The 12599-nt window shown below is 72.6% G+C and carries 7 protein-coding genes; all 7 read left to right on the top strand.

Annotated features, from left to right (window positions below; translation table 11 throughout):
* The first annotated feature begins 198 nt into the window (after positions 1-198).
* Complete coding sequence (locus tag Cch01nite_RS10380; protein ID WP_203752816.1) at positions 199-780, top strand: DoxX family protein; 582 nt, start codon at positions 199-201, stop codon at positions 778-780.
* A 252-nt stretch (positions 781-1032) separates the two neighbouring features.
* Positions 1033-1704 carry a response regulator transcription factor gene (locus Cch01nite_RS10375; protein WP_203752813.1) on the top strand — a complete coding sequence of 224 codons (672 nt, stop codon included), beginning with the start codon at positions 1033-1035 and terminating at the stop codon, positions 1702-1704.
* Positions 1676-2833 (top strand): sensor histidine kinase, encoded by a 1158-nt coding sequence (locus tag Cch01nite_RS10370; RefSeq protein WP_203752810.1) that lies wholly within the window; start codon positions 1676-1678, stop codon positions 2831-2833. The genes Cch01nite_RS10375 and Cch01nite_RS10370 overlap by 29 nt, the downstream gene beginning before the upstream one ends.
* A gap of 190 nt (positions 2834-3023) precedes the next feature.
* Complete coding sequence (locus tag Cch01nite_RS10365) at positions 3024-8261, top strand: hypothetical protein (protein WP_203752807.1); 5238 nt, start codon at positions 3024-3026, stop codon at positions 8259-8261.
* A gap of 22 nt (positions 8262-8283) precedes the next feature.
* A complete protein-coding gene (locus Cch01nite_RS10360; protein WP_203752804.1) occupies positions 8284-9561 on the top strand; it encodes a multicopper oxidase domain-containing protein in 1278 nt (425 codons plus the stop codon).
* Positions 9554-11575 carry a multicopper oxidase domain-containing protein gene (locus Cch01nite_RS10355; RefSeq protein ID WP_203752793.1) on the top strand — a complete coding sequence of 674 codons (2022 nt, stop codon included), beginning with the start codon at positions 9554-9556 and terminating at the stop codon, positions 11573-11575. Before Cch01nite_RS10360 ends, Cch01nite_RS10355 begins: the two co-directional genes overlap by 8 nt.
* Positions 11576-11601: 26 nt before the next feature.
* The gene (locus Cch01nite_RS10350; RefSeq protein ID WP_203752782.1) at positions 11602-12594 is read left to right on the top strand and encodes a multicopper oxidase domain-containing protein; all 993 of its coding nucleotides are present in this window, start codon (positions 11602-11604) and stop codon (positions 12592-12594) included.
* Positions 12595-12599: the final 5 nt, after the last annotated feature.

The following is a 12599-nucleotide window of genomic DNA, read 5'->3' as shown; positions in this document are numbered from 1 at the left end:
GGACGCCTGCTCGTGGAACCCCAGCCTTCTCCTCGACGCCGCCCACGTCACGGGACCTCCGTCCCTAATGTCCGATCCCGGCGAGGTCCGGGACCTTCGGCCCTGGGGCCGGCAGATGTGACGGAGTTGTGTGGGAAACGTCAAGAGATCCACACACCAAGGGTCCGACGACGGGCCCGCTCCTGAGGGAAGTCAGCCATGGCCATCCACCCTGAGGTCAGCACCAGCACCCACCCCGCCACGTTGGTCGAGGACGACCTCGTCACCTCCGCCACCGGTCGCCGCGTGCTCGCCACGACCCGCCTCGCGACGGGCTTCATCTTCCTGTGGGCCTTCCTCGACAAGACGTTCGGCCTGCACTACAGCACCGGCGCCCCGGTCACCGAGGGGTCCCCGAGCCTCGCCTGGATCGACGGCGGCACCCCCAGCCAGGGGTTCATGAAGTTCGCCGCGGTCGGGCCGTTCAAGGACACGTTCGCGTCGATGGCGAGCCCGCTCACCGACTGGCTGTTCATGCTCGGCATGCTCGGCGTCGGCGTCGCCGTGATGCTCGGCGTCGGGCTGCGGGTCTCGGCCGTGGCCGGCTCGCTCCTCATGCTGCTCATGTGGGTCGCCGAGTGGCCCTTCATCCAGGGCTCGACGAACCCGCTGATCGACTACCACGTCATCTACGCGCTCGTGCTGATCCTGTGCGCGACCCTGCTCGCAGGTGACACGTGGGGCCTCGGACGGAGGTGGGCGAAGCTGTCGTTCGTGCAGAAGTTCCGCTGGCTGCGCTGACCTGAGACAGCCGACCCGACCACCCCCGCCCGGAGCACCCGGGCCGACCGCCGACGGGCCCTCCCCCGTCGGCGGTCGCGCGTCCGCCCCGACGTGCCGGACGTCCGACCCGATCCGTCGTCCAATTTCACCCGGTCCGTCCCTGTTCCTCCCGTGGCGCGGAGCGGGAAGGTGTGCATTGGGCGCGCCTGGCCCACAGCGACGCGGGCCGGTCACCGTCGACGTGCCCCGTCGAAGAAGGTGATGACCGTCGTGAGCACCGTCATGGTGGTCGACGACGAGGAGCGCATCCGCACCCTCATCAGCCGGTCCCTGACCTCGGCGGGCCACACGGCCGTCTGCGCCGCCGACGGGTTCCGGGCCCTCGAGCGGCTCGAGGGCGACGACGTCGACCTCGTGCTGCTCGACCTGGTCATGCCGCGCTGCAACGGGCTGACCGTGCTGTCGTCGATGCGGCAGCGCGAGGACACGACGCCGGTCATCGTCCTGACCGGCGTCGCCGACGTCGGGGCCCGCGTGCAGGCCCTCGACCAGGGGGCGATCGACGTCGTCGTGAAGCCGTTCTCGCTCGTCGAGCTGCTCGCCCGCACGCGCCGCCACCTCGGCGCCGGGCCCGTCCGGCACACCGAGTCCCGCTACGTGTGGGCCGGCGGCATCCGGCTCGACCTCGAGCGCCGCCGCGCGACCCTCGGCGACCACGAGGCCAGCCTCACCGAGCGGGAGTTCGAGCTGCTCGCGTACCTGATGCGCCGCCGCGGCGAGGTGTGCCGGCGCGAGGAGCTCGTGCGCGACGTGTGGGGCCTCGACTTCGACCCGGGCAGCAACGTCGTCGAGGTGTGCGTCCGGCGGCTGCGTCACAAGCTCGAGCCCAACCCTCCGATCGAGACGGTCCGACGTGTCGGGTACTGCTTCACCGCCGACTGAGCGGCGCGACCTCTACTACCCGTGGCTCGTGGTCGCGGGTGTCGCGACGTGGCTGATGTGGGTGTCGCCGGGCAACGAGACGATCCCGTACCACGTGGCGTGGGCGGCGTTCGCGCTGCTGTACGGCCTGGGCAACTGGCGGCTGCGGCGCGCCGTCGTCGGGCTCACGCTGTACGCGGTGCTCACCGGGGTGGTGCTCGTCGTGCGGGCCGCGACCGGGGTGCTCGACTGGCAGGAGACCGCGGAGATCCCGCTGATGTCGCTGCTGATGGTCCTCATGGTGTGGCACGTCCGGCGGCGGCAGCTCCTGCTCGCCGAGGTCACCGTGATGGCCGAGCGGGAGCGGCAGCAGGCCGAGGACGGGCTGCGGCTGACCCGGCTCACGTCGCACGAGATGCGCACGCCCCTGACGATCGCGCGGGGGTACGTCGAGCTGCTGCTGAGCCGCGAGTCCGACCCGGAGCAGGTGCGGGACCTCGTGGTCGTCGAGGACGAGCTGCACCGCCTCACCCGCGTCACCGAGCGGCTCGTGCGGGTGATCCGGTTGCAGCGCGGCGGCGAGGTGGAGCGCGTCGACCTCGACGCGATGCTGCGCCGGACGGCCGAGCGCTGGACGCAGGTCGCGGACCGGCACTGGGTCGTCGACTCGGCCGCGGGGAGCTGGGAGGGGTCGGCCGAGCGGATGCGCGCGTGCCTCGACACCCTCGTCGAGAACGCCGTCCGGTACACCGCCGAGGGCGACACCGTGCGGCTCGTCGGGACACGGGAGACCGCCCACGTCGTCGTCGGGGTCGCGGACGCCGGCTCGGGGCTGAGTGCCGAGCTCGTCGCCGCCGTCAACGAGGACGCGGACGGCGACGTGCACGCGCCCCGCGACGAGCTCTCCCAGACGGGCCTGGGGCTGTCGCTGGTGCGCACGATGGTGACGTCCCGCGGCGGGCGGCTCGTCGCGGGGCGGTCGCCCGAGGGCGGTGCGCTCATGCTCATGCGGCTGCCCGTCGACGCCCGCGCTCCCGCGACTGCCGCCCCTGCGGCCCCTGCCGCCCCTGCGCCGGTCGACGACGTCCCGGCCGACGACCTGCTCGACGCCGGCAGCACGCTGACGCCTCGCGCCGACACCCCGCTCTGACGCCTCCCGCCCGGCCCCCCCGGCCGGTCGGGAAACCTGTGCGTGGCACATGACCGCGCTGTGACTGCGCGATGACATCTCGGTCAGGAACCCCTTCCCGCCGCGCCCCGCCCGCTTACATGGAGGCGCTGGGGGCTCCTCCGGGCGTCGTCGTCCGGGGTGGAGCAGTGCCGCCTGGAGGGGTGGGGCCATGCGCCGGACCGGGTCGAGCAGCAGTCCGCGACGCGTCGTCGCGGTGGTCCGCACGATCGTCGTGGTGGGAGCGACCGCGCTGGTCACCGGGGTCGTCGCGCTGAGCCCGGACACGACGCCGCCGGCGCAGGCCGCGACGGAGTGCCCCGCCGGCGGGTGCGCGCTCACGGTCGACGCACGGGACCTGCCGACCGGCACGGCGCTGGACGACTTCAGCTACGTCGTCAACGTCGACAACTCGAAGCTCCCGACGGACCCGACGGCCCTGAGCACCGAGAGCAACAGCGCGATCGTCGCGGAGGGGAACCAGGACCGGACGACGGTCACGGTGCCCGCGGGCCGGTACCTGGTCTCGGTGCGCTCGCTCGGGCACAAGATGTGGGGCTCGTACGTCACGCTGCCGAACCCGGCGACCGCCAACGGGTCGCTCACCACACGCGTCGACCTCACGGTGCAGAACGACGAGCACCCGCTGCCGCTCGGCAAGATCCGCGTGTTCGTGTTCCAGGACAACGCGTGGGCGAACGGCGCCCCGGACACCGAGGAGGCCGGGCTCCAGGGGTTCCAGGTGGGGCTCGAGGAGCAGACGCACAGCGCGGTGACCGTCGACTACAACAACGACCCGCTGTGCGGCGGCACGTGCCTCACCGCGGACGACGGGTTCGTGCAGCTCGACAACCTCGGCCCGGCCACGTACTTCATCGACGTGCACCCGCCGGACACGCAGTGCAACGCCGACCCGAGCAGCCGCTGGTACCAGACGACGACGATCGACGGCGGCCTGCAGCTCCTGGCCTCCGTCGAGGAGGGCAGCGACGGCACCGGGGCACCCGGCGAGCAGCTCTGGGAGGCCCCGAACAACCGGACGGCGTACTGGTTCGGGTTCGTCTGCTCGCCGCAGCCGTTCGCGACGCCCGGCACCGGCGAGATCACCGGCCAGGCGATGAACTGGGTCGAGTGGGCGCCGTACACGACGGGCACGTTCAGCGCGGCCGACCCCGTCGAGAACGCGTTCGTCGCCCTGTCCGACAGCACCACCGACCGCACGGTGTGGGTCGGCCAGGCGGACGGCGCCGGGAACTTCGACATCCAGGACGTCCCGGCCGGCTCGTACAACCTCGCGGTCTGGGACGAGCAGCTCAGCTACATCATGCGGTTCAAGCCGGTCACGGTCGCCGCCGGGGAGACGGTCGACGTCAACGAGACGGGCGACGACGGCAGCGTGGGGCTCGGGGTCTCGCGCTGGTTCGGCTGGCTCGACGGGCACGTCTACAAGGACAGCAACGGGAACGGGCAGCGGGACGCCGGCGAGCAGGTCATCCCCAACACCGACGTCGACCAGCGGTGGCGGGACGGCTCCATCAAGGAGGGGACGTTCACCGACGCGTCCGGCTACTACCAGTACCCGACCGCCGAGGGCGGCGCGCTGGGCCGCTGGATCGTCGGCGAGCAGGGCTTCGCGCGGTTCTCCGCGTACCCGGGGCCGTCGATCCACGACGAGGTCACCGGCGACGTCGTCCCGTCGTGCGCCGTGGCACCGCCGCTCGTCGCGGCCGACCCGTGCGTCCCGACCGACCAGGGCGGCGGGCTGCTGACGAACCAGCTGCTGCTCGAGGGCCACCGGGCCACGGTCGACTGGGGCAAGCGCGACTACGCCGCGGGCACCCCCGGCCAGATCGTCGGCATCACCTACTTCTCGACGACCCGCAACGAGTTCGACGCGCGCTTCCAGGCGCACGAGGACTACGAGCCGGCCGTCCCCGACGTGACGGTGCTGCTCGAAGGGCTCGGGCCGGACGGCCAGCCGAACACGTCCGACGACGTCGTCCTCAACAAGTACGTGACGGACCACTGGCAGCAGCCGAGCGCGTCGCAGGACCCGCAGGCCGACGGCAACTCGTTCACGCAGAGCTGCAACCCGCTGCGCGACTTCAGCGGCACGGACGTGACGGGCCTGTTCAACGACCGCATCGGGCCCGAGTGCCTCGAGGTGCCGCTCACGGGCGAGCACACGAAGGACGGCGCGTTCGACGGCGGGTACGCGTTCGCCGACTACTGCGAGGCGGGCTACGACCTCGCGACGGACGCCTGCGCGGACGGCGCCGACCCGGTGCCGCTCGTCGCGGGCACGTACGTCACGCACGCCCTCATGCCGACGGACGCGACGGACACGCGGCTGTGCAACCCGGCGAACACCGACGGGTTCCTGCAGGTCAGCACGGCCAAGGGCGACATCCCCGGCGACGGCACCGGCTGCCTGTACCGGCCGGTCCGCGAGGAGGACGTCAACGTCGACCTCGGCAACAGGTTCACGCCCGCGATCCCGCCGCCCACGTGCACCGGCGACGACCACGTGATCGACCAGTCGACGCTCGTCACGCGCTCCACGTACTTCGGCGTCGCCGGCGCCCACGCCCCGCTGTGCGACAAGCGGCTCGTGGTCCTCACGAACGGCCAGAACGCGAACGCCGACTTCAACCTCATGACGAACTTCCGCACCGACCCGAACGGCACGGACGACACCGACACGCGGACCGGTGACGTCCCCGAGCCCGGGCGGCTCGTCGGCCAGGTGTTCAACGACATCTACTTCGAGCGCGACCAGGCCTCCCCCTGGTACGGCGAGCCGCGGCCGATCGCCGGCATCCCCGTGGGCATCTACGCCCGCGTCGACACCGTCTGCCCGGCGGACGACCCCGGGTGCGCCACGCCCAACGTCAACGCGCCGTACGACGCGAACCACTGGCGGCTGCTCACGACCGTGACGACGAGCCCCGACGGGTCGTTCGAGGCGCTCGTGCCGTCGACCGAGACGTTCAACTGCCCGATCCCGCAGGGCCCGTGCCCCGGCATGTACCTCGTGACGGTCGACGACCCCGGGTCGAAGGCGCACCCGAACCCGAACTTCAACCCGAACCTGCTCGTCGCGACCACGCCTGCCGAGGCGTGGCCCGGCCTGACGACGCAGCTCGACCTGCCGCTCGACCCGATCTCGGGCACGGGCTGCGAGGACCCGGCCGTCCCGGCCCGGCCCGAGCTGCTGCAGGTCTCCACGCCGTTCGTGCCGAACGCCACTGCCGCCAACGGCGGCAACGCGGCCAACCCGCGGCGCATCACCATCCGGGCCGACTTCATCGGCACGGCCGGGCCGACCGGCGCGACCGGCGGGCGCGTGACGCTCACGGACGCCCGGACCGGCGCGACGACCACGCTGACCCGCGCGAACGGCGGCGTCGTCTCGTGGACGCCGGGCACCGGGTCGACGCCCGACACGATCGTCGTCAACGTGCCCGCGCTGAGCGCCACGTTCCCGGCCGGCCAGAAGCAGCTGACGATCACCACCGCCAACGCCAACGGCGGCGTGTCCACCGTCAACGGGATCACCGTGCACGTGCTCGGCACCGGCGGCGGCATCACGTACAACCCGCCCGTCCGGATGGTCGCGGCGCCGACCACCAGCACGTCCGCGCACCCGATCCAGGACGCGGTCGACGCCGCCCCCGCGGGCGCGCTCGTGGTGCTCCGGCCCGGCGTCTACAACGAGAACGTCCTGCAGTGGAAGCCGCTCAAGCTCCAGGGCCTCGGCCCCGGCGGCATCATCGGCGCCCACGAGCTGCAGGCGCGCGACCCCGAGGACCCGCGGTTCCACGTCACCGGGTCCGTGATCGACGGCCGCTACTTCCAGCAGAACTCGACGGCGTACGACGCCGCGGTCGCCGCGCACGCCCCGTACGCGGTGGACGCCACCCTGCCGGCGATCCTGCGCGGCGCCGACCTCACGGTCGTGGCGCAGACCGCGACGGCGTACAACGTGCCTGCGGGTGCGGCGGGCGTCCTCAGCGCGTCCCGCGCCGACGGCATCGGCCTCATGACCGGTCAGGGCGAGGGCGCCGGCGGCGTCCAGGTGCAGGCCAACGCGAACAACCTGCAGGTCACGAACGACGTGCTCGAGAACAACGGCGGCGTCGTCGCGGGCGGAATCGCCGTCGGGCAGCCGTACGCGCCGACGAGCCACAACTACAACGTGCGGATCTCCCGCGACCGGGTGCTCGGCAACGGCGGGCTCACGCAGGCCGGCGGGATCGGGCTGTTCGACGGCTCCAACGCCTACGACGTCGGCAACAACGTCGTCTGCTCGAACTTCTCCGTGAACTACGGCGCCGGGATCTCCCACATCGGGCTCAGCCCCGACGGGCGGATCCACGACAACCAGGTCTACTACAACGAGTCCGTCGACTCCGGCGCCGGCCTCGCCATCGAGTCCGAGCTGCCCGTCGGCGGCGGCCTCGGCGCGGGCACCGGCCCGGTGACTGTGGACCGCAACCTGCTGGCGGCCAACTACAGCGGCGACGACGGCGGCGGCGTGTTCGTCCTCGACGCCCTCACCGCGGCCATCAGCTTCCGTGACGACCTGATCGTCGACAACGGCGCGGCCGACATCGGCGGCGCGATGATGCTCGACGACTCCTCGAACGTGCGGATCATCGGCACCACGATCGCGAGCAACGTCTCCACGGCGTCGTCCGAGAACTCCGACGGCACCGCCCACTCCGCGGGCCTGGCGTCCGAGGGGAACGACCCGCTGTTCCAGGCGACCCTTCCGGCCGGGTCCCCGGACTTCTCCCGCCCGGCGGCGCTGTTCGACGACGTCTTCTGGAACAACACCGCCTACACGCTCGACCGGCCCGGACCCGGCGCGACGCTCGTGAACCAGGGCGTCATCGACCTCGAGATCCACGGCACGACGAACAACGCCGACACGTTCACGCCGCGGTACTCCGACCTCACGAACGGCCAGATCCTCGGGCCGAACGGCGTGCTGCACGCGGTGCCCGGCGGCCAGGGCAACATCTCCGTCGACCCGCTGTTCGTGAACCCGGTCGGCATCAGCGCCGAGCTCACGGTCTCCGGCTCGCGGCTCGACCCGCAGACGGCCGCCGTGTCCCTCACGGCGGGCGACCCGCCCGTCGGCCTGACGAGCGACTTCCACCTCACCACGGCGTCGCCCGTCGTCGACCGCGGCGTGCGCTGCTCCAACACGCCGTTCCCCGCCCCGGCCGGTGCGCTCAACCCGTGCACCGGTGGCGGCATCCAGGCACCGACCCTGACGCCCGCGCTGGGCGGGATCGGCGACTACGACGGCCAGTACCGGCCGCAGCTGCGGACCCTGCGCGTCCGCACCCCGTGGGACCTCGGCGCCGACGAGCTCGCCGGCGTGCCGGTGGTCCTGCCCTGAGGGACGTCCCGTGGAGGGCCCGATGGAGCATCGCCCAGGTGTCGACCGGCGGACGTTCCTGCAGCTCGTCGGCGTCGGAGCCGTCGGCACGGCCGTCGCGGGCGGCGTGCTCGGCCGTGGGCTGGTGCTGCCGGCCGCCGCGGCGACGACGTCCCTGTCGCTCGTCGCGACCGACGGGTACATCTCGGTCCCCGGGCGCGAGGGGAACCCGCTGTACATCTTCGGGTTCGTGCCCGTCGACCCGGCCCTGACCGTCGCGCAGCTCACCGCCCAGTACAAGGGCCACGCCAAGCACACGGCTCCCACGCTGGACTTCCGGCAGGACGACGACATCAAGGTGACGCTCACGAACCTCGGGCTGGTCCAGCGGCCCGACCTCACCGACTCGCACACCATCCACTGGCACGGCTTCGACGTCCCGTCACCGCTCAACGACGGCGTCCCCGAGGTGTCCGTCGCGGTCCCGATCGCGAAGCAGCTCACGTACTTCTACCGCCCCCACCGCGAGGGCACGTACATGTACCACTGCCACTTCGAGGACGTGGAGCACGTGCAGATGGGCATGACCGGCATCGTGTTCGTGCGCCCGACGCAGGACGGCTCGTCGGTCGGCGGGTTCACCAGGTTCGCGTACAACGACGGCGACGGGTCGACGGGCTACCACCGGCACTTCGCGATCCTGCTCAACGAGCTGTGGAAGAACTTCCACGACGGCGACCGCGACATCCAGGAGTCCATCGCCACCGACTACGACCCGCAGTGGTTCACGCTCAACGGGCGCGTGTACCCGCAGACCGTCCTGCCGAACGACGCGGCGTCCCTGCCGGCCGCCCTGCGCATCGGGACCCCGAACCCGAACTACGACGACGCGGTCGACTACAGCCAGCCGAACTCCGCGCTCGTGCAGGTCAACCCCGGTGAGCGGGCCCTGCTGCGGCTCGCGAACCTCGGCTACCAGCAGCACGCCATGCAGCTGCCCGGCATCCCGATGCACGTCGTCGGGCAGGACGCGTCCCTGCTGCGCAGCGGCGGCGTCGACACGTCGTACTGGACGAACACCCTCTACCTCGGCCCCGGGGAGGCGCGCGACGTCCTGTTCGACGCCCCGGCGTTCGACGCCGCCCGCCCGTCCGGCACCGACGGGCGCGGCCCGTACAACGTCTACTGGTTCAAGAACCGGGACTGGCGGCGGCTGTCGAGCGTCGGTGCGCCGCCCGGTGCCGGCGGGATGATGACCGAGGTCCGCGTGTACGCCAACCCGCTCCCCGCCCAGACCGTCGTGAGCCAGACCTATGTCTGAGCGCGCGGCGGCCCCGCACCCCCGTCACCGCATCGCCGCACGCGTCGCGGCCGCCGTCAGCACGCTCACGGCCGCGCTCGTCGTCGCCGCACCGCCCGCCGTCGCCCTGCCGCCCGGCGCCCCGCCGACCGGCATGGTCTGCACGCCCGGCACCCTCGTCGGCAGCACCCGGACGTTCCACCTCGCGGCCCGCACCGGGTACATCGACACCCCCGACGGCAACAGCGTCTTCATGTGGAGCTACGCCAACGGCGACGCCCCCGACGCCGGGAAGTTCCAGAGCCCCGGGCCGGTGCTGTGCGCGAACCAGGGCGAGACCGTCGTCGTCGCCCTCACGAACTCGCTGCCCGAGCCGTCGGGCGTCGTGTTCCCCGGCCAGGACGCCGCGGTGACCGCGACCGGCGGCACACCCGGGCTGCTCACGTCGGAGGCTGCCGTGGGCGGCGGCACGGTGACGTACACGTTCACCGCGTCCTCCCCCGGCACCTACCTGTACGAGAGCGGGTCCGACGTCGCCAAGCAGGTCGAGATGGGTCTGGTCGGCGCGCTCGTCGTGCGGCCGACGCTCGGCGCCGACTACGCGTACGGCACCGGGACGCAGTTCGACCCGTCGCGCGAGTACCTGCTGCTGCTCGACGAGATCGACCCCGACCTGCACCACGCCGTCGAGACCGCGACGCGGTACGACGTCAACGCGCAGCGCGACCGCTACTTCTCGATCAACGGCCGCGAGTTCCCCGACACCGTGCAGGACAACGGCACCGGGCAGCTCCCGAACCAGCCGTACGGCGCGCTCGTCCGCATCCAGCCCACCACCCCGTCGAACCCCCGGCCGGCCCTCGTGCGGATGCTCAACGCCGGGCTGCTCAACCACCCGTTCCACCCGCACGGCAACCACACCACGCAGATCGCGCAGGACGGGCGGCCGGTGCCGACCAGCGAGCACTTCGCCGAGACGATCGGCGCCGGGCAGACGGCCGACTTCCTGCTGCGCTGGGACGACGTGGACCAGTGGAACGCCACCACCCACCCGCTGCCCGTCGGCCCGCCGAACTACCGCAACGTGTTCTTCAAGGACGGCAACACCTACTACAGCGGCAGCCCGTACCTCGGCAGCAAGGGCACGCTCCCCACGGGCACCGTCTCGCAGAACGTGTGCGGCGAGTGGTACTTCCCGATGCACTCGCACGCCCTCAACGAGTTCACGAACTTCGACCAGGGCTTCGGCGGCATGGGCACGCTGCTGCGCGTCGACCCGCCGGGCGGCTGCACGGCCTACCCGACGTCCGCGACGCTCGTCGGCGCCACCCTCAAGAGCGGCGCGGTCACGGCGCTCGCCGCGGACGACACCGCGACGTACCAGCTGAACCCGCGCACGACGACGAGACCGACCGCGACGACCGCGGGCGCCACGACGATCACCGTCGCCTCCGCGGCCGGCTTCCCGACGTCGGGCACGTACGACGTGCGGATCGACAACGAGGTGCTGCTCGTCACCGGCGGCCAGGGCACGACGACGTGGACGGTGGCCCGCGGCCAGCTCGGCACGGTCGCGGCGACCCACGCGACCAACGCCACCGTGAGTGCGCTCGCGACCGACTGGTACGCCGGCTTCACCGGCCTGCCCGCCGGCGCGCAGAACCTCAAGGTCACGTACAAGGGCACGAGCTGCGCGACGACCACCGGCAGCACGTGTGCCGCGCTCACCACGAACCTGCCGCAGCAGACCGTCCGGATCTGCAACTGGACGGTCGGCGGCGCGGCGGGCTGCGCGACGCCGACGTCGCCCGGCTGGGTCACCCTCCCGCCGCCACCCGCGCAGCCGCAGGGCGTCGGCTCGACCGCGGTCACGTCCACCTGGACGCTGCCGAACCCCGCCGCCGCCTACGTCGGCACCGGGGCGAACAAGGGCCAGGTGCGCGTGCTCGTGCACACGCAGCGGTTCACGGCCCCCTCGCCGACCCCGTTCTCGACGTGGGGCAACCTCCTCACCGTCGTCTACGACGCGCCATGACCCCGCACCAGACCCGGAGGTGGGCGATGCCCGCACGCACGCGCCGCAGGGCCACGGCCCTCGTCGCGCTGGCCCTGGCCGTCGCCGGCGTCGGCCTCGTCGGGTCGACCGCGCAGGCCGCACCCGTCGTCCTGTCGCTGTGCGCCCAGGCCGGCACCACCACGCTCCCCGGTGAGGTCGCGGCCGTCCCGATCTGGGGGTTCGGCGTCCCCACGACCCCTGGCGACTGCTCGACCGCCACGCCCAGCCTCCCCGGACCGGTCCTGACCGTCACCGAGGGCGACACCGTGACCCTCACCGTCACCAACGCGCTCCCCGCGGGCACTGCGGAAGTCCCGCACGCCCTGCGGATCGAGGCCCCCGGCATCGCGTTCGACCCCGGTCCGACCGACGCGGCCGTCGGCGCCACCGTGTCCCGCACGTTCACCGCGAGCGCCCCCGGCACGTACCTGTACCAGAGCGGCGGCGACGGCGGCCGGCAGGAGGCCATGGGCCTGTACGGCGCGCTCCTCGTGCGGCCCGCCACGGCCGGACAGGCCTACGACGACCCCGCGACCGCGTACGACGTCGAGGCCGTCCTCGTCCTGAGCGCCGTCGACCCCGCGTTCAACGCCGCACCCGACACCTCCGACCTGCACGGGTACGACGCCACGTCGTGGCTCATCGGCGGGCAGCCGTACCCGGCGACCGCCCCGATCGTGGCCGCTGCCGGCCAGCGGGTGCTCCTGCGGTACGTCAACGCCGGGTTCGACAACACCTCGATGGCGCTGCTCGGGATGCACCAGCACGTCGTCGCCCGCGACGCCCGGCCGCTCACGCAGCCCGTCGACGTCACGGCCGAGACGATCCCGGCAGGTGCCACGGAGGACACCCTCGCGACCGTCCCGACGACCCCGCCGCCCGGCCCGAACGGCTTCCCGCTCTACAACCGGCAGCTCCACGTCACCAACGGACCGCAGACCGGCACGAGCCCGACCCCGGCGACGGGCGGCGGGATGCTGACGTTCATCCACCCGTGAGCCAC

The organism is Cellulomonas chitinilytica, from assembly GCF_016862675.1.
GTDB lineage: Bacteria > Actinomycetota > Actinomycetes > Actinomycetales > Cellulomonadaceae > Cellulomonas > Cellulomonas chitinilytica.
Note: the sequence above shows the minus strand (reverse complement) of the source record. Positions and strands in the feature narration are given on the sequence as shown.

Excerpts from the sequence above, each read along its gene's own strand:
- Cch01nite_RS10350 (WP_203752782.1), top strand. The coding sequence starts at position 11,602 with ATGCCCGCACGCACGCGCCGCAGGGCCACGGCCCTCGTCGCGCTGGCC.
- Cch01nite_RS10380 (WP_203752816.1), top strand. The coding sequence starts at position 199 with ATGGCCATCCACCCTGAGGTCAGCACCAGCACCCACCCCGCCACGTTG.
- Cch01nite_RS10365 (WP_203752807.1), top strand. The coding sequence starts at position 3,024 with ATGCGCCGGACCGGGTCGAGCAGCAGTCCGCGACGCGTCGTCGCGGTG.
- Cch01nite_RS10355 (WP_203752793.1), top strand. The coding sequence starts at position 9,554 with ATGTCTGAGCGCGCGGCGGCCCCGCACCCCCGTCACCGCATCGCCGCA.
- Cch01nite_RS10360 (WP_203752804.1), top strand. The coding sequence starts at position 8,284 with ATGGAGCATCGCCCAGGTGTCGACCGGCGGACGTTCCTGCAGCTCGTC.